Source organism: Luteibacter anthropi, assembly GCF_011759365.1.
Taxonomy (GTDB): Bacteria; Pseudomonadota; Gammaproteobacteria; order Xanthomonadales; family Rhodanobacteraceae; genus Luteibacter; species Luteibacter anthropi.
Genome location: NZ_JAARLZ010000002.1, coordinates 378,260 through 402,489 on the forward strand (window position 1 = coordinate 378,260; position 24,230 = coordinate 402,489).

Consider the following 24,230-nt stretch of genomic DNA (forward strand, 5'->3'; position numbering starts at 1 on the left):
GCCGCCATGTCGATCGAACTCATGCCCCTCGCCTACCCGTTCAATGGTTTCGAAGACCTGCGCCTTGCCGACGATTACCGGCACGCGCAGACCCAGGCCGGCCTCATCCGCATCCGTCTACCTTTTGGTGAACCGGCGTGGCTCGCCACGCGATACGACGATGTCCGCCTGGTGCTGTCCGACAAGCGCTTCAGCCGCTCGGAAGCCACGCGACGCGAGGATGTCCCGCGCGCGTTCGCGCGCGTCGCCGGTGGCATCGTGATGATGGACCCGCCGGACCTGACCCGCATACGCAAACTGGTCACCCAGGCCTTCACCCAGCGTCGCGTGGAGCAACTGCGCCCGCATGTCCATGCGCTGTCGCACAGCCTGATCGAGCGCATGCTCGCCAGGGGTGCGCCTGCCGATCTCGTCGAGGATTACGCGCTGCCGATTCCCATCGCCGTGATCTGCGAACTGCTTGGCGTACCGGAAGAAGACCAGGCGAAGTTCCGCATCTGGAACGACTCGCTGCTGTCCACCGACACCTCCACGGCCGCGCAGACCCAGCGCCACCTGGGCGAACTGGCGCAATACATCATGGGCCTGGTCGCAGCCCGCCGTGCCGCGCCGCGCGATGACCTGATGACGGCGCTGCTGGCCGCGCACGACGATGGCGACCGGCTGAGCGAACAGGAACTGGTGCCCCTGTGCATCGCCATCCTCGTCGCAGGCTACGAAGGCACGTCCTCGCAGATCCCCAACTTCGTGCATACCCTGCTGGAGCATCCCGAGGCCTATGCACGGTTGCGCCACGATCCGGCGGGTATCGAAGGCGCGGTCGAGGAACTGCTGCGCTTCGTACCGCTGGCTTCCGCAGCGATGTTCGTGCATTACGCCATGGAAGACGTGCAGGTCGGCGAGACGCTGGTGCAGGCCGGCGAGCCGGTGTTCGCCTCCATCGGTGCGGCCAATCGCGATCCGCGGCGATTCGATCTGCCCGAGGAACTGGACCTGGACCGCGATGCACGCGGCCACTTCGCCTTCGGCTGCGGCATGCACGCCTGCGTCGGTGCGACCCTGGCCCGCGTGGAATTGCAGGAAGCGCTGCGCGCCCTGCTGGAGCGCCTGCCCACGCTACGCCTTGCCGGGCCGGTGAGCTGGAAGACGCAGAGCTTCTTCCGTGGCCCCACCCGCATGCCGGTGACCTGGTGAGCACGACGCGCGCCCTCGATGTCGTCGTGGCAGGTACCGGCTTCGGCAGGATCTACCTGGATGCCCTGGCAAAAGGCGACCCGGCGTTCCGGCTGGCAGGCATCCTCGCGCGTGGCGGAACGACGTCGCGCGCGCTTGCGGAGGAGGCCGGGGTGCCGCTGTATACGCGGATCGACGATGTACCCGACAGCACGGACATCGTGTGTGTGGTCGTCCGCTCCGGCGCGACAGGCGGGCCCGGCACCGAACTGGCCCGGCACTTCCTGCAACGCGGCATCCATGTCCTGCAGGAACACCCCGTACACCACAGCGACATTGCCGCCTGCCTGCAGTCTGCACGCCAGGGCCATGCGGCCTATGCGGTGAATACCCTGCATCCGAACCTCGCTCCGGTGCGCCGCTTCCTGGCCGCCGCGAGTGTGTTGAGGGACAGGCAGACGCCGCATTACATCGACATCACCTGCAATAGCCAGATGCTGTATCCGCTGCTGGATCTCGCCGGCCGCGCCGTCGGCGGCATGCGGCCATGGAGTTTCGGCGAGCCGGCGTCCGCGCCGGCACATCCGATCACCACGCTGCATGGTCACCTGCGCGGCATACCGCTCTGCCTGCGCGTGCAGAACGCGGTGCATCCGGAAGACCCGGACAACCACTCCCTGCTGCTCGGCCAGGTCGGCATGGGCTTCGATGGCGGGGTGCTTGCCCTGCCCGAACTGCACGGCCCGGTGCTCTGGCATGCACGGTTGCACGCACCGCGTTCGGACGATGGTCGCCTGCGCATGGCCGGCCCCGGCACCGGACGACTCGCCACGGCATCCACGACGGTTCTCGGGCCGCCACCCGGCGACACCTGGCACCACGCCTTCGCCGAGACCTGGCCACGTGCCGTGCTCGTGGCCCTGCACGGCTTGCGCGAATCCATCCAAACCCCGGTGTTACGACGGACCGCCGCCGCGTGGGCCATCGACGTCTCGCAAGCCTGGAACGACGCCAGCCAGCGACTGGGCATGCCTGCACTGATCCGTCCCGACGAACCGCAAGCCGTTCCCGTCGAACTGCTGCACGCCGCCACCGGTGCCATTGCCTCCATGGAGCCCGCCTGACCATGACCTTCCCATGCAGCCATGTCCTGCTCTGGGTATCCGACCTCCACCAGGCCGTCGCGGATTTTCGCCAGCTGGGGTTTCGTGTCGATTACGCCACGTCGCCCGAGCGCGCCAAGCACGCGCACATCTGGTTCACCCATGGTCCGGTGATCGAACTGCTCACCACGCCTGCCAACGCGCACTGGTTCAAATGGCCGATCGAGCTGATGGCCGGGCGCGGTTCCAGCGCCCGCATGTTGCGCTGGCCCCGGGGCGGTGAGGGTTTCTGCGATGTCGCCCTGCAGGTCGATGCGCTGGATCTGCGCAGCACCGTGGAGGCGTTGAGAGCCGATGGCATGCCCATGGGCCGCGCCGTGCGCTGGGAGCGCAAGCGCCCGGACGGTCAACGCATCCGCTTCCAGTTCGCGTATCCACGTAACGACCGGCTGCCTTTTCTGGTGTCCGCGTACGATCCGCCGCAGCACCCTGCCGTAGCCGATCACGCCAACGGCGCCACCGGCCTGCATCGCGTGCATATGAGCGTGCGGGACACCGACGAAGCGGCCATCCGCCGCCTTATCGGCGATGACCCGGGCTTTGCCCTGCAACCCGGCGCGATCACCGCCGTGCGAGCCATCGAACTCACTGGCCTGCGCCTGCCCTGCGCCGCTGCGCTGAGCCACGGTGCCGATATCCGGCCCATCCCCGTCACGATCCCCACCGGAACCACCCATGTCGCCTGATTTCACTCCCTGGCCCGACGAACTGGCGGCCCGCTATCGCCAACACGGTTACTGGCAGGGCCGTACGCTCGACGACCTGCTGCGCGATGCCGTGCTGCACCGTCATGGACATACCGCCATCGTCGATGGCGAACGACGCTGGAGCTACACCGAACTGGACCGCCGGGTAGCACGCATGGCGACGGCCATCCACCACCTGGGCCTGTTGCCGGGCGATCGGGTGCTGGTGCAGTTGCCGAACATCGCCGAGTTCGCCCAACTGTTCTTTGCCTTGCAGCGCTGCGGTGTCATTCCGGTACTGGCGCTGCCCGCACACCGGGAGAACGAGATCGTGCACCTGGCTGCCTTGTCGCAGGCCAAGGCCTATGCCATCGCCGAACGCCACCAGGGCTTCGATTACCGGACGCTCGCACGGACCGTGCGCGAACGCGTTCCCGGGATAGAGCACGTCTTCGTCGTAGGCGATGCCGCGGAATTCACGTCATTTGCCACGCTGGACGACGAGCCCGTCGAACTGCCCCGTCCGGCGCCGGGCGATGTGGCCGTGCTTCTGCTATCCGGAGGCACCACTGGCCTGCCCAAGCTGATTCCCCGCACACACGACGATTACCACTACAACGCACGAGAAAGCGCCCGTGTCGCCGGCCTGGGCGAAGACAGCCGCTATCTCGCCGTGTTGCCCGTGGCGCACAACTTCCCGCTGGCCTGTCCCGGGTTGCTGGGCACGCTGCATGCCGGCGGCACCGTGGTCATGTGCGCCGATAGTGCCCCGGATACCGCACTCGACCTCGTCGAACGCGAACGCATTACCGATACCGCGCTGATTCCGCCCTTCGTGCTGCTGTGGCTCGAAGCCCGCACGTGGAACGATGCGGACCTGGGCTCGCTGCGCTGGTTACAGGTCGGCGGTGCGCGCCTGAATCCCGAGGTGGCTGCGCGCGTGAAGCCCACGCTGGGCTGCGGGCTCCAGCAGGTGTATGGCATGGCCGAAGGGCTGCTCTGCTACACCCGCCACGATGATGACGACGAGCGCGTCGTCAACACACAAGGCCGCCCCTTGAGTCCCGACGACGAGCTGCGCATCGTTGACGAGAACGACCAGGAAGTGGCGCAAGGCGAAACCGGCGAACTCCAGGTACGCGGCCCCTATACCCTGCGTGGCTACTGGCGGGCCGAGGAATACAACCGGCGTGCCTTCACCGCCGACGGCTACTACCGCAGCGGCGATGTCGTACGTCGTCTTCCCACGGGCGAGGTGATCGTCGAAGGCCGCAACAAGGACGTGGTGAATCGTGGCGGCGAGAAAGTGCCGGTGGAGGAAGTGGAAAATCTCCTGCTCTCGCATCCGGCCGTGCTCGACGTGGCGATCGTGGGGATCCCCGATGACGTGCTCGGCGAGCGCACCTGCGCCTGCGTACTCGCGCGCGGCAACGCGCCCACGCTGCCCGAACTGAAGGCCCATCTCAACACGCTCGGTGTCGCGGCCTTCAAGCTCCCCGACCGCCTGGTCGTGCTCGAATCCTTCCCCAGCACGAAGTTCGGCAAGGTGAACCGTCGCGCGCTCGCGCAACACATCAGCGAGCGCGCCAGCGCATGAAGCCGAACGATGCATGGCTGCGCCGCTTCCGGCATGGCGCCGGAGCACGCGCACGACTGGTGTGCCTGCCGCATGCCGGTGGCAGCGCCAGTGCGTTCCGGCGCTGGCTGGACCATCTTCCCGACGATATCGACCTGCTTGCCGTGCAATACCCGGGGCGCGAGGACCGTTACACCGAGGCCTTCGCCACCGATATCGCCCCGCTGGCCGACACCCTGGCCGAGGCCATCGCGCCCTACACCGACCGGCCGCTGTACCTCTTCGGCCATAGCATGGGCGCCAGCATCGCCTACGAACTGGCGTTGCGCATGGAACGAAAGGGCATGGCACCGGCGGGCGTCTTCGCATCCGCACATCCGCCGCCGCACCGCCAGCGCGAAAGCGCGCTGCACCTGGAAGATGACGACGGCCTGATTGCCGACGTACGGCGCATGGCAGGCCCGTCGCCCACACTGCTCGACGACCCCGAGGTGCGCGCGCTGTTCCTGCCCATGCTGCGCGCCGATTACCGCCTGATCGAAACCTACCGCCGGCCCATCGCCGTTGCCCTGGCAACGCCCATCGAGGTGCTGTTGCCCGTCGACGACGGGGAAATCACCCGCGACGAGGCGCTGGCCTGGCAGGACCTCACCCTTCAGCCGCTCACCCTGCACGAGGTGGACGGCGGCCATTTCTACCTGCAACGGCAACCGGAAGCGCTGATGGCGCGCCTGCTGCCCCGACTCCGCACAAGGTGACCTCGTGACCGACATCAAGCCCCCCGAGCAGGCTACGTGCCTGGACGATATCCGCGTGGCGATCGACAGCATCGATCACGACATCATCCGTGCGCTGGCCCTGCGCATGCGCTACGTCGAACGTGCGTCGTACTTCAAGGCCAGCGAAGCCGACATACCCGCGCCGGAACGCGTGGCCGTGATGCTGCCGGAGCGTCGCCAGTGGGCCGAAGACGCCGGCTTCGACGGCGACTTCGCCATCGAGCTCTACGAACGCATCATCCCCTGGTACATCAGCCGCCAGATCGCCTACTGGAGGAAGCAGCGGGGGCTCGCATGAGCCCGCCACCACGTCGCCATGCCCTGCGCGAAGCCTTCACCGAGGCCGTGAAGCATGCGGCGAGTCGCGACCGCGCCGTGCTTGCCACGGTCACGTTCCCGATCGATACCGCTCCTTCCGTAGAATTGTTTGCCCGCTGGCACGACCATCACGCGGACGCCTTCTACTGGAGGGCGCGCGAACCGCACCTGGTGCTCTGTGGCCATGGGCGCGTGGCGAGCCTGGAGGCGACGGGGGCACAGCGCTTCGCCGATATGGCTGCACACTGGCAGGCACTCATCGACGGTGCAGTGATCCACGGCAACCAGGCTCCCCTGGCGATAGGCGGCTGCCGTTTCGACGCCGTGACGCCGGCCGATGCGCACTGGCGTGACTTCGGCTGCGCCGACCTCACCGTGCCGTCGCTGATCCTTGCCAGCGACGGTCGGCAACACCGGCTGATCGTGCAGCGCCTGCTGCAGCCCGGCGCAGATGCCGACAGCGAAGCCGCAGCCTGCATGACCTGGCTGGAGGTCTCGGAGCTGGCACCATCGACGGCCCATCCCCTGCCCGCACCCCTGCACTCCATCGAACTGCCCGCCGAGCACTGGCAGCGCAAGGTCGTGCATGCCCTGGCGGCCATCGACGAGGGGCGCTTCTCCAAGGTGGTGCTCGCACGCGAAGCCTGCCAGCGCCATGCCGGCCACCTGCCGGTGGCCACCCTCGTGCAGCGTCTGAGCGACCGCGCCCACAACGCCCATGTGTTCGCTTTCGCCCGGGGCCATGCCTGCTTCCTCGGCGCAACACCCGAGCGCCTCGTCCGCGTGGACGCCGGCCGCCTACAGACCCACGCACTGGCCGGTTCCATCCGCAGGGAAGAATCCGAGTCCGCGGACCTCGCCCTGGCACGCGCACTCATCGACAGCGCGAAAGACCGCCACGAACACAAACTGGTGGTAAGAGCCATCGTCGATGCGCTCACGCCGCTCACGACGACGCTGGATGTGCCCGCCATGCCCGAAGTGAAGCGGCTTCCGCGTATCCAGCACCTGTGCACACCCATCCATGGCCAGCTGCGCGACGGCACGAGCCTCTTCGACCTGCTCGATGCCCTGCATCCGACACCCGCCGTGGCCGGCCTGCCGCGCCCCGAGGCGATGCAGCACATCCGCGAACACGAGGGATTTGACCGCGGCTGGTACGCCGCGCCTGTCGGCTGGCTCGATGGCAGCGGTCATGGCGATTTCCTCGTGGCGCTGCGTTCGGCGCTGGTCAGCGACGATTGCTGCCGCATGTTCGCCGGGTGCGGCATCGTGCAGGGCTCGGACCCGGCCGCCGAATACATGGAGACCTGCCTGAAACTCAGCCAGATGCGCGAGACGTTGGCGCATGGCCCGGCTCGCGGAGTGCCTGCCGTCCGCCTCATCTGAGCCATCCCGTCGCCCGCCCCTTCCGGTTATGCTCCCACGGATCATTCGGAAGGACTCTCGATGGTGAGGCACACCAAGTCGCTGCTGCTCGTTATCTGTGTACTCGCCATCGCCGTCGGCGGGGGCTATCTCGTGGAGCATTACCGCCAGATACCCGTTGCCGACGTTTCCGCACCCACGTCGCCCGTGCGTGCCGGTGCTCCCGAACCCCGTTTCCGCACGCTTCCCGCACGACTCAGCCTGCTTGCCGGCGATGGTGTCGCCGGATTCCGCGAAGGCCACGCGGCGCGCTTTGCCGATCCCTGGGGCGTGGTCGTTGCGCCCGATGGCCGCATCATCGTGGCGGATGCCGGCAGCAACGACCGCATCCGCAGCATCGATGCACAAGGCAACGTGAGCGTGCTCGCCGGTGCCGGCAGCGGCTACGCGGATGGCCCGGCGAACGTCGCGCGTTTCGATACGCCCTCCGGCCTGGCCATCGACGACGCCGGACGCATCTACGTCGCCGACACCGGTAATCACGCAATCCGCCGCATCGCCACCGATGGCACGGTAACGACGCTGGCCGGTGGCAAGGGCTCCGGTGATGAAGACGGCCCCGTGGCGAATGCGCGCTTCAACGGCCCTGTCGGCGTGGCGGTCGATGCGCAAGGCAACGTGTATGTCGCCGATACCTACAACCATCGCATCCGCCGCATCGGCACCGACGGCATGGTCACCACCGTCGCCGGCAGCGTGCCCGGTTTCCAGGACGGCACGGCCACGCAGGCACGCTTCGACACTCCTTGCGCGGTCGCCATCGATCCGGATGGATCGCTATGGGTAGCCGATACCGTGAACTTTGCCATCCGTCATATTGCAGGCGACGGCGGCGTCACCACCCTGGTGCGCTCGGACCCGAAGGACCGGGATGCGCCCTTGCGTCATCCACTCGGCATCGTGGCGGACAAGGATGCCCTCTACGTCACCGAGGCCTCTCACGGCGCCCTGCTTCGTTACGCCCACGATGGCGGACTCACGGTCGTGACCGGAAGCAGCGATGCCCAGCGCATGTCGCGCCCTGCCGGCGTGGCCCTGGCCAGTCCGGGGCTCATCGTTGCCGACGCGGCCGCCGCCCGCGTCTACCGTGTCGACGATAGTCCCGGCGTGCCGGCACCGGTGGGTCCCGCTCCCGATGGCCCACTGCCGGTCACGCATGGCCGCTGGCCCGAAGCACCGCAGGACGGCTGGCATGAAATCGTTGGCGTGGCCGGCGAAGTCCGTGGCAACGACAAGGGCGAAAGCCGCGATCATCTGCACCTGGGCGTGGACGTGCGCGCCGACGTGGGCGCCAGGGTGCTCGCCATCGCGGACGGCAAGGTCAGCGACCCGCTGCCGACCTGGGGCTACGGCAAGCTTCACGAGGGACTGGCCCTCGATGGCCTCGACTACATCCACATGCGCGTGGGTCGCGATGCCAGCGGCCGCGTCGTCGATGCATCCCGCTTCCGGCTGCTGCCCGGCGACGATGGCAAGCCCGGTCGTGTGGAGGTGCGTCGCGGTACGCGTTTACGTGCCGGCGACGTGCTGGGCACCGTGAACGCCATGGCGCACACCCACCTGCAACTCGACGGCAACCTCGCCAGCCGCAATCCCATCGACCTGGGCTTCACCGGCTTTACCGATCACATCGCTCCCGTGATCGACCGCGTGGAATTGCGCGACCCTGCGGGCAAGGCACTCAAACGCGGTAAGGAAGGCATCACCATCGCCCGCACCGCAGGCCCCATCGACATCGTCGTCGAAGCCTGGGACCACGTGGACGACAACCTGCCGCGCCGTCGCCTGGGCCTGTATGCCCTCGGCTACCAGCTGCTGGACGACCACGGCAAACCGTTGCCGGGTTTCGAGAAACCTCGGATGAACCTGGTATTCGACCGCCTGCCTGCCGACGATGAAGCCACCCGCGTCATCTACGCGCCCGACAGCGGCGAAACCGTGCACGGCGCCGCGCGCACGCGCTTCCTGTACATGGTTACCAACGTGTTGCGCGAGGGCGTGGCGCGCGAAGGCCACTGGGATGTGTCGGCCCTGTCGCCCGGTCGCTACACGCTGCACATCGTCGCAGCCGACCGGACCGGCAACCAGGCCACGCGCAACGCGAACGTTCCACTGATCGTGCAATAAGCGCTGCCGACAGACCCGCAGCCATAAATCCTGGCAACCCCCTGTAGGAGCGCGCCTCGCGCGCGACAGGTCTATGCGAACGAGCCGCCCATTCACGCTACCCGGGTCGCGCGCAAGGCGCGCTCCTACAGGGCATCGTGGAAATCAGGCCGGGTTACCCGGTTCCGTGAGCACGGGCTGTCGGATTGTCTTTCGCGACGCGAAACGGCCCCGCAGCCAGCGATTGAGCGGATCGCCGTAGTACCTCGCCACCACCCAGGCCATGAGCGAGGACACCAGCAGGAAACCCAGCAGCATCGGCAGCTTCATGCCGGGGCTCATACCGGTGCGGGGAATGACTTCACGCAACAGCCCGAGCACCAGGATATGGAACAGGTACAGCTCGTAACTGTGCGCCCCCAGCCATGCCAGCGGCCTGCCCAGGCCATCGATGATGCGATTGGCAGGCAACGTCGCCACGGCGGTAAGGAACACGGCCGCACCGATGCCCATCAGCGTCGCACCGAAGGCCTCGTTGCCCGGGATGCCGTCCATGTACACACGCCCCATGAAAACGAGCGACAACACCGCCAGCACGTAGCGCTGCATGGGCGTCCACTTCACGCGCGCAGCCGCAATGGCCGCCGCGCAGCCGTAGACCAGCATGTCCACGCAGGCGAGATTGCCGTAGAGGTAAAGCACTTCATCGTCGCTATGGATGCTGCGGTAATACGGCCCGACGACCATCGCCACGCAGGCCAGCACGAAGAGCATCCAGCTGCGTCGCGCCATTACCAGCACCAGCGGATAGAGCAGGTAGAACACCTCCTCGACCGATAGCGACCAGTAGATGTTCATGGCGTAGTTGAAGTACCCCACCTTCGCCATGAGGATGTTGTGCCAGAACGTGAGCACCGACAGATCGGCGACCACGAAGAAACCGTTGCCCAGGTCCTGTCCCTGCTTCACGTTGGCAAAGCTGCCCAGCCCGGCCACGCCCAGCACCGTGATAGCCAGCAGCGCCAGCACCACCGAGGGATACAGGCGGAACAGGCGCAGCTTGTAGAAGTGCAGCACGTCCGTGCCCGCGAGCGAGCCATACCGCCTGACGATGTTCGCGGTGATGAGGAAACCCGAGATCACGAAGAAGATCGAGACGCCGTAATTGCCGTTGAGGAAGATGGCCCGGAGCGTCGGTACCGACGCCAGCTGCTGCAACGGACTGAACTGCAGCCGGTAGGTGAGCGAGTAATGCAACAGCATCACGAGCAGGATCGAGATGCCGCGAAGCATGTCGACATAAACGTTGCGCGGCGAAGCGGCGACCGTCATCAATGGTATCCCTTTCCCTTTGGCCGCTTATCTTCCCACAGGCTCGGCTATGCTGGCGCGCATGGACCCTGTGACGCGCCACGACACGCCGGCATTCACCCGTATCAGGCTGGGAGGCCACGCGTTTGCGCTGCCCGATGCCTTCGCGCTTGCATTCGATACCGCCAGTTTCAGCGAGGCCGACTTCGTACGCCATGGCATCGTGCGTCCCGCATCGATCGTACGCAGCGTACCCAAGCGGCAGGCAGAATTCCTCGCCGGTCGCCGTGCGGCGCTCGCCGCCTTGCGCGAGGTGGGTGGCAGGGTCGACGACCTGCCCATCGGGGCCGACCGCGCGCCCATATGGCCCACGGGATTCATCGGCAGCCTGTCGCATGCGCGTGATATCGCCATCGCCGTTGCACTGCCGGACGCTTCCGGTGTGCGCGGCATCGGCATCGACGTGGAGCGCATCGTATTGCCGGAACACATGGCATCGATCCGCAGCGTAGCCATCGACGACGACGAAAACGCCGTCCTCGCGGCACTGGCCGCCACGCACGGCTGGCCGTACGCGCTGACCCTGGCCTTCTCGGCGAAGGAAAGCTTCTACAAGGCCACGGCCGCCACGGTCGGGCACTTCTTCGACTTCGCTGCCCTGCGCATCGTGGGCTGCGATGCCGCCACAGCCACTATGGAAACCCGGGTAGCCGTGACCCTCGCGCCGTCGTTGCCGGCAGGCCAGAGCCATGCGCTGCACTGGGTGGATATCGGCCCGGACGCCGTGCTCACGAGCTGCGCCTGGTAGCACGCTCCATTCGTAACTTCATTTGACACGACATCGTTTCCGTGATTTCGTATCTTCAGTTGTTTCAATATGAGGATCGACCATGGACCATGACGTTATCGTGCTGGGCGGCAGCTATGCCGGCCTGTCTGCCGCCCTGCAACTGGCCCGGGCCCGCCGCCGCGTGCTCGTGGTGGACAGCGGCCAGCGCCGCAACGCTCCGGCGGCACACGCCCACGGCTTTCTGACCCGGGACGGCGAGTCGCCCGCAAGGATCGCGGAACTGGGCAAGGAGCAATTGCTTCGCTATCCCACCGTCACCTGGCTGGACGCCGAGGCCACATCGGCCACGCGTACCGACGACGGTTTTGCCATCGAGGTGAGGGATCACTCCCCCCTGCACGCCTCGCGCCTCGTGCTGGCGATGGGTATCCGTGACCAGCTGCCCGCCCTGCCGGGCCTGCGCGAGCGCTGGGGGCGTCATGTGTTCCACTGTCCCTACTGTCACGGCTACGAACTGCACGGCGGCCCCATCGGCCTGCTGGCGACCTCGCCGCTGGCCTTCCACCTGGCGGCGCTGCTGCCCGACTGGGGTCCCACCACCATCTTCCTCCAGGAAGGCGTGGAGCCGGACGAGGAGCAGGCAAGACTGCTCGATGCACGCGGCGTACGCGTCGAGAGAATGCCGGTAGAGGGTTTCGCGCAGTCGGACAGCGCCGACCTGCGTCTCGCCGATGGCCGTATCGTCACGCTGGACGGCCTCTTCGCGCCAACCCGGGGCGTCCAGTCCAGCCCCATTCCCGGCATGCTGGGCTGCGCTTTCGATGACACGCCCGTGGGCGACATCATCAGGGTGGATATGATGGGCGCCACGTCGGTGCCCGGCGTCTTCGCCGGTGGCGATGCGGCGCGTGCCGGCGGATCGCTGGCCTTTGCCGTCGCCGACGGCGTCCGGGCCGGCGTCGCGGCGCACCGTTCCCTCATCTTCGGGATGGAGGGCGCCACCTCCTGACTCCATGGGTAGTTTCCTTGAGACACGACAGCCGTCTATCGCGCATGCTCCACGTCCTCATCCATATGGCGAGCGAGGACACCGCCATCACCTCCGAGCAGATCGGTCGCATGCTCGGCACCAATGCGGCCGTGGTGCGGCGGACGATGGCGGGCATGCGCGAGGCCGGCCTCGTGGTCTCGGGGCGCGGCCCCGGTGGCGGCTGGCGGCTGAACCGTCCGCTGGCGGAGATCACCCTGGCCCAGGTCTACGAGGCGATCGATTCGCCCGCCCTGTTCGCACTGGGTTTTTCCAACGCCGAACCCGAGTGCCTGGTGGAACAGGAGGTCAACCAGGCCCTGGAACGCACCCTGGCCGAGGCCCGCGAACGACTGCTACGACGCTTCGCCGAGATCCGCCTCTCCGACATCCTGGAAGGCTTCGACAAGCGCGTGGCGGCGCTGCGCTGAAACCAGGGTTTCGCACCATCCAGGCTACGGAAACGTACAAGCCGCAGGTAGACGCCTGTGGGATCATTGCGCAATGAAGGAAGCACGACCAGACGGCGAACGCGGCATCGCCTCGCGTCGGCGCGTGTTCGCGCACGCGCTCTGGCGGTCGGCCGCCTGCCTGCTTCTGCTCCTGTTTCCTTTCGCGCCGGCCTTCGCGCTCGACCCGAGCCGGCCCGTGGATACCCTGCTGCACACCGCCTTTCACCGCGCGCAGGGAGCACCCGTCGGCGTTGCCGCCATCGCGCAGACCGAAGACGGGCAGATCTGGTTCAGCACGCGAAGCGGCCTGTACCGCTACGACGGTTTCGACTTCACCCGCATCGAACTGCTCCCGCAGGGCGCCGCGCAGACCTCGGCCACCTGGGCACTTTACGCGGCGGCAGGCGGCGACCTCTGGGTGTCGCTGGCCAACGGCGGCGCCATTCGTCTGCGCGAAGGCGACATCACGCGCTACGGTGCTTCCGCCGGCCTGCCCGCCGGACTTGCCATCGATGCCTTCGCGACGGATGGCGAAGGCGGCCTGTGGGCGAACGGTCGGGGCATCCTGCGCCGCTTCGACGGCACCCGCTGGAACACGCCCGATGCATCGTGGGGCGTGCCGGCGCGTGTAGATGGCCTGTTCGAAGACGACCGCGGCGATGTATGGATCGGCGCGGACGAACGTATCTATGTGCTGCGCGCCGGCGGTCACCGCTTCGAGCAGCTGGCCATGGGTTACACCCGGGCCTTCCAGTTGCTGGTGGGTGCCGATGGCCGGCTGTGGCTGTCCGACGAACGTGGCGTGGCCGCCATGCCGGGCGAATGGGGCGAGCCCCGCACACGTGCGCGCGCACGGCGTGCCAACGGACTGGACACGCTGATCGATCGCGACGGCGCCCTGTGGACCATCGACTGCCACGCCGGCCTGTGCCGCGACGCCACCTTCGGCCAGCGTGGCACCACCCTGCTTCCCCGTTCCGTGCTGCGTGCGCAAGCCGCGGGCACGACGCTGGGCATGTCGTCCGACCTGACCATGACGGCCATGGTCGATCGTGACGGCAATCTCTGGGTCGGCACCAAGGGCGGTGTCGACCTGTTCCGCGACAGCCTGTTCTCCCCGGTGCGCTTTCCCGACCCGAACGTGTTCTTCGCCCTGGCCGAAGACACCGCCGGCCATGTCTGGGTGGGCACCGACAACAACAGTGACACGCCCGACCGCCTGTGGCGCATCGACGGCCCGGGCCTGCCGCCGCGCCCACTCGAAGGCTTCAACGCGCCCGTCTCCTCCGCGTGGACGGATCGCGACGGATCAATCTGGTTCGGTGGTCACGGCCAGCTCTGGCACATGAGCGACGGCAATCCCCTCCCCGACACGTTCCCGGCCTCCGGCAGCGGCATGCCGGGCGCCGTGCATGCCATGGCCCGCGACGGCAGCGGCCGCTTCTGGCTGGGTATATCGGGACAGGGGCTTTATTTCCGGGACGGTGGCAAGACGTGGACATCGGCGTCTGCCATTCCCGGCCTGCCGTCCGGCAGTCCCTCCGCCATGCAGGTGATGGGCGACGGCTATGTGTGGCTGGGCTATCCCGATGGCAGCCTCGTGCATGTGCGCGGCGACCATATCTCGGCCTATGTGCATCCGGGCAAGGCGGCCGTGGGTCCGATCACGACCCTGGCGCCACTGGACGATGGATTGCTGGTCGCCTCGGAACGCGCCTTCGCGGTGCTTCGGGACGACCGTGCCGTATTCCTGTCCACCGCGCCGGCCCACGCACTCGAAGCGGCCACCGGTATCGTCCGTGGCGCCGACGGCACGCTGTGGATCAATACGGAAAGTGGCGTGGCCCACGTCGGTGTCGATGCCCTGCGCGAAGCCACCGGCGATCCGGCGCAGCACCTCGACCTGGAACTGCTCACGGAAGACGACGGCCTTCCCGGTGGTGCGCAGCGTGTACGCCCCATGCCTACCGCGCTGGCAACGCGCGCGGGCATCATCTGGTTCGCCGCGGAGGAAGGTCTCGCCGCGCTGGACCCGAAACGCGTCGGCGTCGCACCGCTGCCGCCGCCTGCCGTGATCCGCGACATCGTCGCGGGCGATGTGTCCTTTCCCGTGCACGATGCCCAGCTCGATCCCGAGCACCGGGAAATCAGCGTGCGCTATGCGGCGATTGCGCCCGCGCGCCCCGATGGCGTGCATTTCCGTTACCGCATGACGCCGGGCCAGGCGCACTGGCGCTCGCTGGAGGGCCAGCGCGAACTGCGCTATTCGCAGATGCATCCAGGCACCTATGTGCTCGACGTGCAGGCCTCGTACAACGGTCGCGACTGGGGCGATCCGGCCGAAGTCACCCTGGTGGTGATACCTACCTTCTTCGAAGGCCCGTGGTTCAAGCTGCTGGCGGCGGCCCTCACCCTGCTCGGCGGATGGGTGGTTCACCGGCTGCGCGTGCGCTGGCTGACCGGTCAGCTGCGCATCCGTCTGCGCGAACGCTACGACGAACGCGAACGCATCGCCCGCGAACTGCACGATACGCTGCTCCAGGGCGCGCAAGGCCTGATCCTGCGTTTCCAGACCATCGTGGACCGCCTGCCCGACGACGACCCCGGTCGCCGCTCGCTGGAACAGGCGATCGATCGCGCGGAAAACCTGGTGATCGAAGGACGCGATCGCGTACAGCACCTGCGTGAGCGCCATGGTCACGCCGGCACGCTGGCGCAGCGGCTGCAACGTTACGCGGCGGAACTGGAAGAGTCCGGCGTCAACGTGGCGATGCATACGCATGGCGACGCGCTACCGCTGGACCCCTTCGCCGAAGACGAGTTCTATTGCATCGGCCGCGAAGCGCTGCTCAACGTTCAGCGCCACGCCAATGCGCGCAGCGTGTATGTGGAGATGATCTTCGGCCCGTCCCGCTTCACCATGGTGATCAGCGACGACGGCAAGGGCATGGAACAGGCCGATGGCGAAACCACCCGGCACTGGGGCCTCATCGGCATCAAGGAGCGCGCACGCCGCCTGAGCGGCCGGGCCAGCATCAAGACGCGCGCGGGCCGCGGCACCGAACTGCTGGTGGAGGCGCCGGCGGAAAACGTCTATCGCCGTGGTCACCGTCCGCGCGGCCGCTGAGGCGCCTGCGAATCCTCACTCCGCTTCCATTTCGCCGGTCCACCGGCGCGCACCCGCGCCATGGCCGCCGCCGCGATCGCCCGGATTGGAAAGCATGCAACGCTCGATCGACAGGCAGCCGCAGCCGATGCACTGGTCCAGGCCGATATTGAGGCGCTGCAGTTCCTCGATGCGCTGCTGCACACGAGCCTTCCATTCACCGGTGAGCGCCCGCCAGTCCTCGCCCGTGGGCACGTGATCGGTGGGCAGGCGCGCGAGCTGGGTGGCGATCTCGTCCAGCGTGAAGCCCACCTTCTGGGCAAACACGATGAAGGCGATCCGCCGCAGCGTGGAACGCGGGAAACGGCGATGTCCCGAGTCCGCCCGTACCGAGGAAATGAGCCCCCGTGTCTCGTAGAAGCGCAGGGCCGACGCCTGTACGCCGCTGCGCTGGGCTACGTGCCCGATGGTCAGCAGAGGGTCGTTGGGGAAACGCATCGTTCCGTCCATAAAGCTTGACTTAAAGTTAGCTTTAACACCTACGCTATCGGCAAGCAACCCATCCCAAGCCAACGCCAGCGGGTCACACGCCCCGTCGGTGCGTGCCCGCTTGCCAGAAGGATCTTCCCGCCATGCGCCCCATCGCCCCTGTTCTCCCGCCCCTACGGGTGGGTCTGGCCACGACGTTCGCCGTGCTGCTGGCCGCCTGCACCTCCCATGCCGACACCTCCCAGGCCCCGCCGCCGCCCGAGGTGGGGGTCGCCCCGGTCGTCGCCCGGCACGTGAAGACATGGGACGAGTTCAATGGCCGCATCTCGGCCATCGAGACCGTCTCGATCCGCCCGCGCGTCACCGGGTACATCGACCGCATCGCCTACCGCGAAGGCGACGAGGTGAAGCCGGGCGACGTGCTTTTCGTCATCGACCAGCGGCCCTATCGCGATGCACTGAACAGCGCACAGGCGCAGCTCGAACGTGCGCGCGCCGCCGCCACCCTGTCGCAGGCGCAGGACGAACGCGCACAGAAGCTGATCGCGGCACATGCCATCTCGCGCGATGAATACGACAGCCGCCACGCCGATCTCGCCCAGACCGCCGCCGACGTGCGCGCCGCGCAGGCAGCCGTCGCCACGGCACAGCTCAACCTCGGCTTTACGGAAGTCCGCGCACCCGTCGCCGGCCGTGCCGGTCGCGCGATGCTCACCATGGGCAACCTCGCGCAGGCCGACCAGAGCGAGCTGACCACCGTGGTCTCGCAAGACCCGGTGTTCGTCTATTTCGATTGCGACGAACAGAGCTATCTGCGCTTCATGGAAGGCGCACGCGGTGGCCGCCAACAGAACGCCGTGCGTGTGGGCCTTGCCAATGAAAAGGGTTTTCCGCGCACCGGCAAGGTCGATTTCCTCGACAACCGCGTGGATTCGGCCACCGGCACCATCCGTGCCCGCGCACTGCTCTCCAACGCCGATCGCGTGCTCACCCCGGGCCTCTACGCCCGCGTACAGATGGAAGGCAGCCACGAATTCGAGGCCATGCTCATCGACGACAAGGCCGTGCTCACCGACCAGGACCGCAAGTACGTCTATGTGGTCGGTCCCGACGACAAGGCCCTGCGCAAGGACGTGACCCTGGGCCGCCTCGTGGATGGCCTGCGCGTGGTGCAGACAGGACTTGCAGCCGGCGACAAGGTGATCGTCACCGGCACGCAGAAGATCTACTTCCCCGGCATGGCGGTGAAACCGCAGCCCATGGACCACGGCGCCGCCGTCGCCCAGGCCGCGAAGTAAGGAGCCGGCGATGGATTTCTCCAAGTTCTTCATCGACCGACCGATCTTCGCGATCGTGCTGTCGATCATCATCTTCGCCATCGGCCTCATCGCCATTCCGATTCTTCCCGTGGGCGAGTACCCGGAGGTGGTACCCCCGAGCGTCGTCGTGCGTGCCACCTACCCTGGCGCCAATCCGCGCGAAATCGCCGAATCCGTGGCCGAGCCGCTGGAAGAGGCGATCAACGGCGTCGAAGGCATCATGTACATGAAGTCGGTGGCCGGCTCGAACGGCAGCCTGGCCGTGACGGTGACCTTCCTTCCCGAAGTGGACGCCGACACCGCCGCCGTGCGCGTGCAGAACCGCGTCAGCCAGGCACTGAGCCGACTGCCCGACGAGGTGCGCCAGTACGGCGTCACCACGCAGAAGCAGTCGCCCACGCCGCTGATGTACCTGATGCTGACCTCGCCGGACAACCGCTACGACTCGGTCTACCTGCGCAATTACCTCAACCTGCATGTGAAGGACGAGCTGTCGCGCATCCCCGGTATCGGCGACGTGGGCCTGTACGGCAGCGGTGACTACGCCATGCGCATCTGGCTGGACCCGGGCAAACTCGCGTCGCGTGGGCTGACCGCCGCCGATGCCGTCAACGCCATCCGCGAGCAGAACGTGCAGGTATCCGCCGGCCAGCTCGGTGCCGAGCCGACGCCGAAGAACACCGATTACCTGGTGTCCATCAACGTGCGCGGCCGCCTGCGCACCGAACAGGAATTCGGCGATGTGGTGATCAAGGCCGGCGATGATGGGCAGGTGACCCGCCTCTCCGACGTGGCCCGGATCGAACTGGGCTCGGGCGACTACACGCTGCGCTCGCTCAATGACCTCGCCAACGGTGCCGCCGTAGGCATCTTCCTGTCACCTGGCGCCAACGCCATCGGCGTGGCCGATGCCGTCTACGCCAAGCTCGACGAGCTGTCGAAAAGCTTCCCCGCGGGCGTGGCCTATCGGCCGGTGTGGGACCCGACCGTGTTCGTGCGTGACTCGATCAAGGCCGTGCAGCACACACTGCTGGAAGCCGTGGTGCTGGTCGTGCTCGTGGTGATCCTGTTCCTGCAGACCTGGCGGGCATCGATCATCCCGCTGGTCGCGGTGCCCGTCTCCGTTGTCGGCACCTTCGCGTGGCTGTACCTGCTGGGTTATTCCATCAACACGCTGACCCTGTTCGGCCTGGTACTCGCGATCGGCATCGTAGTGGATGATGCAATCGTGGTGGTCGAGAATGTCGAGCGCAACATCGAGCAGGGGCTCAGCCCACGCGATGCCGCGCATCAGGCAATGAAGGAGGTCTCCGGCCCCATCGTGGCCATCGCGCTGGTGCTGTGTGCCGTGTTCGTGCCCATGGCATTTCTTTCAGGCGTTACCGGCCAGTTCTACAAGCAGTTTGCGGTGACCATCGCCATCTCCACGGTGATCTCGGCCATCAACTCGCTCACGCTCTCCCCTGCCCTCGCCGCTAAACTGCTGCGCGGTCACGATGCACCGAAGGACGGCTTGTCCCGCGTGCTGGATCGCAGCCTCGGCTGGCTGTTCCGCCCGTTCAACCGTTTCTTCCAGCGTAATTCCGAGCGCTACGGCAGCACGGTATCGCGCTCGCTGGGGCGGCGTGGCGTGGTCTTCGGCGTGTATGCCGTCTTGCTGGCGGGTACCGCCTTGCTGTTCAACCACGTGCCGGCCGGATTCATCCCCACGCAGGACAAGCTGTATCTGTTCGCCGGTGCGAAGCTCCCCGAAGGCGCGTCGCTGTCGCGCACCGATGCCGTCACGCGGCAGATGGTGGAACTGGCTCACCAGGTGGAAGGCGTGGATACGCTCGCGGCCTTCCCCGGCCTCAATGCCTTGCAGCAGACCAATACACCCAACCTGACGGCGTCATACGTCATCCTGAAACCGTTCGCGGAGCGCCACCGTGGCGCGGCGGACATCGCCGCCGAACTCAGCGGCAAGTATGCGTCGATCAAGGACGGCTATGCCTATGCATTGATGCCACCTCCCATCCAGGGTCTCGGCAACGGTTCGGGCTATTCGCTTTACCTGGAGGATCGTGCGGGGCTCGGCTACGGCGCCTTGCAGAATGCACTGGATGCCTTCCGTGGCGAGATTTCGCGCACGCCGGGCATGGGCTTCCCAGTCAGTTCCTACCAGGCCAACATCCCGCAGCTGGAAGTGAAGGTCGATCGCGTGAAGGCCAAGGCACAGGGCGTGGCACTCACCGACCTGTTCAATACCTTGCAGACCTATCTCGGCTCGGTCTACGTCAACGACTTCAACCTGTTCGGCCGCGTCTACCGTGTGATGGCCCAGGCCGATACGGAACACCGCCAGACGGCGGAGGATATCGGCAACCTCTATACCCGCAACAATCGTGGCGCCATGGTGCCGGTGGGTTCGATGGTGGATGTCACCTCCACCTACGGTCCCGACCCGGTCATTCGCTACAACGGCTACCCCGCCGCCGACCTCATCGGCGATGCAGACGCGCGGGTACTGTCCTCCGGGCAGACACTGGCGAAACTCCAGGAAATCGCCGGCAAGGTGCTCCCGCGCGGCATCACGCTGGAATGGAGCGACCTGAGCTACCAGCAGGTGAGCCAGAGCAACTCGGCGATCATCGTGTTTCCGCTCGCCGTCATGCTGGCCTTCCTGGTGCTCGCGGCGCTCTATGAAAGCTGGACGCTGCCGCTGGCGGTGATCCTGATCGTGCCGGTGTGCATGTTCGCAGCGCTGGTGGGCGTGTGGCTGTCAGGTGGCGACAACAACGTGTTCGTCCAGGTAGGCCTGGTGGTGCTGATGGGCCTGGCCTGCAAGAACGCCATCCTCATCGTGGAGTTTGCCCGCGAACTGGAAATCCAGGGCATGGATACGATCCCTGCTGCCCTGGAAGCCTGTCGCCTTCGCCTGCGCCCCATCGTGATGACGTCGGTCGCCTTCATCGCTGGCTCGGTGCCCCTCCTGCTCGGCCATGGCGCCGGCAGCGAGGTACGTGCGGCCACGGGCATCACGGTGTTCTCCGGCATGCTGGGCGTCACCCTGTTCGGCCTCTTCCTCACCCCGGTGTTCTACGTGGCCCTGCGCCGCTTCGGCCGCCATCCCGCCTGGAAACACACCCACTAACCTTCTTTTGTAGGAGCGCGCCTCGCGCGCGACCGGTGATCGCGATGAACTCATGGTTTCGCGAAAACCGGTCGCGCGCGAGGCGCGCTCCTACATTCAGTGTTTCCGCTGGAAGGGATAGAAACGATTTTCGCGCAGCTCGTGTTCGATGCGTTCCAGGCTCTTTCCCTTGGTTTCCGGCACCAGGTAGTAAATGAACACCAGCGCCACCAGCGAGATCACCGCATACAGCCAGAACGTCTTCGACGCCCCCAGCGCGGTCACCAGCGACAAGGTGGTCAGCGTCACGATCAGGTCGAAGAACCAATGGCTGAAAGAACCCAGACTGGCACCCTTGCCACGCACGAAGAGCGGATACACCTCGGCGTTTACCAGCCAGATACACACACCGAAGCCACCGCAATTGAGCATGAGATAGGCGGCAAGGCAGCCTACGACCAGCCAGCGGCTGAAATCCGTGCTCGGCCCGGCACCCTGGAACAGGTATCCCATGATGACCAGCGCCACGATGGAGCCCGGGATCATCCACAGCAGGTAGGTACGCCGACCGATGCGATCGACGAGGAAACTGCCGATCACCGTCATGATCACAACCAGGACCGTGCTCGCGCCCGTGCCGAGGATAGCCGCCTCATCGGAAAAACCGGCCTTGGTGAGAATCGTCGGCGCGTAATAGATCAAGGCGTTGTTGCCGGTGATCTGCGAGAACATCGAAATGCCCGCACCCACCACCACCGCCGGGCGAATCCACGGACGTGCCAGGTCGCGCCAAGTACCCGCCGAATCGTCCGCCGTCACGGATTCGATATCGCGCACCTCGGCTTCGGCCAGCGCCATGTCTCCGCGTATGCGCGTCAGCACGCCCAGTGCCGCCTCACGATGACCACGTACCACCAGCCAGCGCGGGCTTTCGGGCAACACCAGCATGCCGGCCAGCAGGATCACGGCAGGCACCACGCCAAGGCCGAACATCCAGCGCCAGTGATCGCCGAGCACGAAACCGGTGAAATAGGCCACCGTGATGCCGAACACCACCATGAACTGGAACAGCACCACCATCTTGCCGCGATGGCGTGGCGGAGCGACTTCGGCGATATAGACCGGAATGATCTGGGTGGAGCTGCCGGCCGACAGGCCGAGCAGGAAGCGCGACGCTACGAGGGCGCCGACACTGGGCGACATCGCCGAGGCCACCGAGCCCAGCGCGAACAGCACGCCCACGAAGATCACCATCCGTCGTCGTCCGTAACGGTCCGACAGCGGGCCGGTGCCGAGGCAGCCGAACAGCGCACCGAAGATGATGGCGCCGGTCACCAGCTGCTTGGTGGTGTCGTCGAGGGCGAACTGCCGCCCGAGACCCAGCAAGGCCACGCCGATGACGCCCGTGTCGTAGCCGAACAGCAGGCCGCCCAGGGCAGCCACTACCGCGATACCGACCACCAGTCCCGTGGACTGGCTGCCGCCTTCGACGGCAGCCTCCTCACTTACCGATTGCATGCATGCCTCCAGGAAACGATGGAACGGCCCTCGCCCCCGCGAAAGCTGCCTGCCGGCCTCACGCCGGCTCGCCGAGCGTCACGCGAACGCGCAGGTCGGCGTGCGGCGCCGTGGCCTGGATGCGTCGCGCGTTGGGTTCATCGGTATGTTCGATCCACGCCAGGGCCGCTTCACGGCTGCGGCCGTAGCGCATATGCCGTTCGAGCAGCTGCGCCTTGCGCTGGTCTTCATCCACGTCGACCCACCAGGTTTCATCCAGCAGGTCGCGCACTCCGCGCCATGGCGCATCGTCGAACAGCAGGTAATTGCCTTCGGTGATCACCACGCGCACGTCATGCGGCACGACGATCTCACCCGCGATGGGTTCCTCGATCTCGCGATGGAAGGCCGGGGCGTATACCGTTTCTCCCAGTACAGGTTCGCGCAGGCGACGCAGCAGGGCGACATAGCCCCAGGCATCGAACGTATCCGGCGCACCTTTGCGCCCTGCCCGGCCAAGTCGGGCGAGTTCGGCATTGGCCAGATGGAACCCGTCCATCGGCACGTTGACCGCCACACCGCCCAGATGGGCCAGCAGTTGCGCGGAGAGCGTGGACTTGCCGGCGCCGGGTGATCCGACGATGCCGAGCAGGATGCGGGGTTTGCCTGAGGCGAGCAGCCCGTCGATGCGGGCCAGGGTCTGGTGATCGATCATGCGCAGGAGGACATAGGAAACATCCGCACCATAATGGCGCGGATGTTATCGGCATGCGAAAGCTGAGCCTGCAAGGATTGCCTTCTTAGCGCACCTGGGTACGCTTGCCCGTCGAAGAATCGAACAGTTCGGTGCCCGACACAAAGGGCGTCGCACCGAAGATGACATTGAGTAACTGGCTACGCGCTTCCTTCATCACCGGGCCAACAGGATCATTGGCGTCTTCATGCCCCGGCAGGGAATTACAGCCGGAGGCATTGAGTCCAAGCACGCCACACAGCACGGTGACCAGTGAAAAATCGCTGCTACCCGCAGGCGCCGGCTTGGTCACGATGGTGAGATGGGACGGGCTCCCGGACAGGCCAAGGTTGGTGTTGAGCTTGATGGCCTGATCCGGCGTGACTTCCGCATCGAAGGCGCCTGCGATGATCGTGGTCCTCCCCGTCAGGGACTTGCCGATCGCAGCCGCATTCCAGAACGGCGATCGGCGCCACAATGCGCTGAAGCTGGGATTGGCCTGCCCAGTATCCTGTTGAATCCCACTCGTCGCTGCACCGAAACCCAGGGAGGGTGCAACGAGGTTGGCCAACACTGCGTAGCTGTAGGTCTCGAATACATCCGTCACAGGTTCCGCGAGCACCCAGTCGCTGATGGGCGCCCCACCCGCCCTGGTATTCTCACTGAGCGCCGTCCCTGAGACCGCACCGCCCATCGACACCCCGAAATAGACAACGCGCTGGATACCGGCAAAACGTGGATCGGCCAGAATCTGCGCTCTTAGCTGATTGCTGGCCTGTGCGCCGGCCAGCGCCGGAAAACCCTGGTCATTCGGATATTCAAAGGCAACGGTCACGACCTGATTCCCTGCGTCCGCCGCACGAATGTCGTGCATCACGGTGTTCGGGTCGTCCTTGCTGCACCCCGCCGGCCCGGTCGTGGTGGTGGCGCCGAGCTGGTTAGCGGTACTCCAGTAGTCCTGGAAGCCATGGTGGTAAAGCACAAGAATACGCGGTGCATTCCCGGCTGCCGGGGTATCCATGCAGTATTCCAGCGCCTGGGTACCTGCCACGGTGGTGGTAGCGATGTAGGTGCCGAACACCCGGGCTGCCCACGCGTCGGTGCAGGTGGCAGTAGCCAGGAGCATAGTGGCGGCGCAAACGCCCATGCGTCTGAATCCCTTCAT

The 24,230-nt window shown here is 66.4% G+C and carries 19 protein-coding genes; 14 read left to right on the forward strand and 5 right to left on the reverse strand.

Annotation, left to right across the window (positions count from 1 at the left end):
- Positions 1-6: 6 nt before the first annotated feature.
- Genes HBF25_RS04275 through HBF25_RS04310 form a run of 8 tightly spaced genes read left to right on the forward strand, consistent with a single transcriptional unit; the run spans position 7 to position 9,250 of the window.
- Positions 7-1,194, forward strand: a complete 1,188-nt coding sequence (locus HBF25_RS04275) for a cytochrome P450 (RefSeq protein ID WP_166946704.1) — start codon at positions 7-9, stop codon at positions 1,192-1,194.
- Positions 1,191-2,297, forward strand: coding sequence for a Gfo/Idh/MocA family oxidoreductase (locus HBF25_RS04280; RefSeq protein ID WP_208392403.1), 1,107 nt, complete (start codon positions 1,191-1,193; stop codon positions 2,295-2,297). Before HBF25_RS04275 ends, HBF25_RS04280 begins: the two co-directional genes overlap by 4 nt.
- Positions 2,298-2,299: 2 nt before the next feature.
- Positions 2,300-3,022, forward strand: a complete 723-nt coding sequence (locus tag HBF25_RS04285) for a VOC family protein (RefSeq protein WP_166946705.1) — start codon at positions 2,300-2,302, stop codon at positions 3,020-3,022.
- Positions 3,012-4,619: a (2,3-dihydroxybenzoyl)adenylate synthase gene (locus HBF25_RS04290; RefSeq protein WP_166946706.1), complete on the forward strand. Its 1,608-nt coding sequence runs from the start codon at positions 3,012-3,014 to the stop codon at positions 4,617-4,619. The genes HBF25_RS04285 and HBF25_RS04290 overlap by 11 nt, the downstream gene beginning before the upstream one ends.
- Positions 4,616-5,356: a thioesterase II family protein gene (locus tag HBF25_RS04295; protein ID WP_166946707.1), complete on the forward strand. Its 741-nt coding sequence runs from the start codon at positions 4,616-4,618 to the stop codon at positions 5,354-5,356. The genes HBF25_RS04290 and HBF25_RS04295 overlap by 4 nt, the downstream gene beginning before the upstream one ends.
- A 4-nt stretch (positions 5,357-5,360) precedes the next feature.
- Positions 5,361-5,675 (forward strand): isochorismate lyase, encoded by a 315-nt coding sequence (locus HBF25_RS04300; protein ID WP_284732851.1) that lies wholly within the window; start codon positions 5,361-5,363, stop codon positions 5,673-5,675.
- The gene (locus HBF25_RS04305) at positions 5,672-7,084 is read left to right on the forward strand and encodes an isochorismate synthase (protein WP_166946708.1); all 1,413 of its coding nucleotides are present in this window, start codon (positions 5,672-5,674) and stop codon (positions 7,082-7,084) included. Before HBF25_RS04300 ends, HBF25_RS04305 begins: the two co-directional genes overlap by 4 nt.
- Before the next feature lie 60 nt (positions 7,085-7,144).
- Positions 7,145-9,250, forward strand: a complete 2,106-nt coding sequence (locus HBF25_RS04310) for a gluconolaconase (RefSeq protein WP_166946709.1) — start codon at positions 7,145-7,147, stop codon at positions 9,248-9,250.
- Between the two features lie 144 nt (positions 9,251-9,394).
- Here the strand turns inward: HBF25_RS04310 and HBF25_RS04315 are convergent, their stop codons facing one another.
- Positions 9,395-10,561, reverse strand: a complete 1,167-nt coding sequence (locus HBF25_RS04315; protein WP_166946710.1) for an acyltransferase family protein — start codon at positions 10,559-10,561, stop codon at positions 9,395-9,397.
- A 61-nt stretch (positions 10,562-10,622) separates the two neighbouring features.
- Here HBF25_RS04315 and HBF25_RS04320 point away from each other — a divergent pair, with 61 nt between their 5' ends.
- The 4 genes from HBF25_RS04320 (at position 10,623) to HBF25_RS04335 (ending at position 15,936) form a co-directional block, all read left to right on the forward strand.
- Positions 10,623-11,348 carry a 4'-phosphopantetheinyl transferase family protein gene (locus tag HBF25_RS04320; RefSeq protein ID WP_166946711.1) on the forward strand — a complete coding sequence of 242 codons (726 nt, stop codon included), beginning with the start codon at positions 10,623-10,625 and terminating at the stop codon, positions 11,346-11,348.
- 82 nt (positions 11,349-11,430) lie between these two features.
- Complete coding sequence (locus HBF25_RS04325; RefSeq protein WP_166946712.1) at positions 11,431-12,339, forward strand: NAD(P)/FAD-dependent oxidoreductase; 909 nt, start codon at positions 11,431-11,433, stop codon at positions 12,337-12,339.
- Between the two features lie 17 nt (positions 12,340-12,356).
- On the forward strand, positions 12,357-12,788 hold the full coding sequence (locus HBF25_RS04330; protein ID WP_166946713.1) for an Rrf2 family transcriptional regulator: 432 nt from the start codon (positions 12,357-12,359) through the stop codon (positions 12,786-12,788).
- 73 nt (positions 12,789-12,861) lie between these two features.
- Complete coding sequence (locus tag HBF25_RS04335) at positions 12,862-15,936, forward strand: sensor histidine kinase (RefSeq protein ID WP_166946714.1); 3,075 nt, start codon at positions 12,862-12,864, stop codon at positions 15,934-15,936.
- 15 nt (positions 15,937-15,951) lie between these two features.
- On the opposite strand, the gene soxR is transcribed toward HBF25_RS04335, so the two are convergent.
- The gene (soxR, locus tag HBF25_RS04340) at positions 15,952-16,413 is read right to left on the reverse strand and encodes a redox-sensitive transcriptional activator SoxR (protein WP_166946715.1); all 462 of its coding nucleotides are present in this window, start codon (positions 16,411-16,413) and stop codon (positions 15,952-15,954) included.
- Positions 16,414-16,547: 134 nt separating this feature from the next.
- On the opposite strand from soxR, the gene HBF25_RS04345 reads away from it, so the two are divergent.
- Together HBF25_RS04345 and HBF25_RS04350 are read left to right on the forward strand one after the other, a co-directional pair.
- On the forward strand, positions 16,548-17,702 hold the full coding sequence (locus HBF25_RS04345) for an efflux RND transporter periplasmic adaptor subunit (protein ID WP_166946716.1): 1,155 nt from the start codon (positions 16,548-16,550) through the stop codon (positions 17,700-17,702).
- A 10-nt stretch (positions 17,703-17,712) separates the two neighbouring features.
- Positions 17,713-20,856, forward strand: coding sequence for an efflux RND transporter permease subunit (locus HBF25_RS04350; protein ID WP_166946717.1), 3,144 nt, complete (start codon positions 17,713-17,715; stop codon positions 20,854-20,856).
- Between the two features lie 96 nt (positions 20,857-20,952).
- On the opposite strand, the gene HBF25_RS04355 is transcribed toward HBF25_RS04350, so the two are convergent.
- The 3 genes from HBF25_RS04355 to HBF25_RS04365 form a co-directional block, all read right to left on the reverse strand.
- On the reverse strand, positions 20,953-22,353 hold the full coding sequence (locus HBF25_RS04355; RefSeq protein WP_166946718.1) for a sugar porter family MFS transporter: 1,401 nt from the start codon (positions 22,351-22,353) through the stop codon (positions 20,953-20,955).
- A 58-nt stretch (positions 22,354-22,411) separates the two neighbouring features.
- On the reverse strand, positions 22,412-23,047 hold the full coding sequence (locus HBF25_RS04360) for a nucleoside/nucleotide kinase family protein (protein ID WP_166946719.1): 636 nt from the start codon (positions 23,045-23,047) through the stop codon (positions 22,412-22,414).
- 85 nt (positions 23,048-23,132) lie between these two features.
- The gene (locus HBF25_RS04365) at positions 23,133-24,230 is read right to left on the reverse strand and encodes an alpha/beta hydrolase family protein (RefSeq protein ID WP_166946720.1); all 1,098 of its coding nucleotides are present in this window, start codon (positions 24,228-24,230) and stop codon (positions 23,133-23,135) included.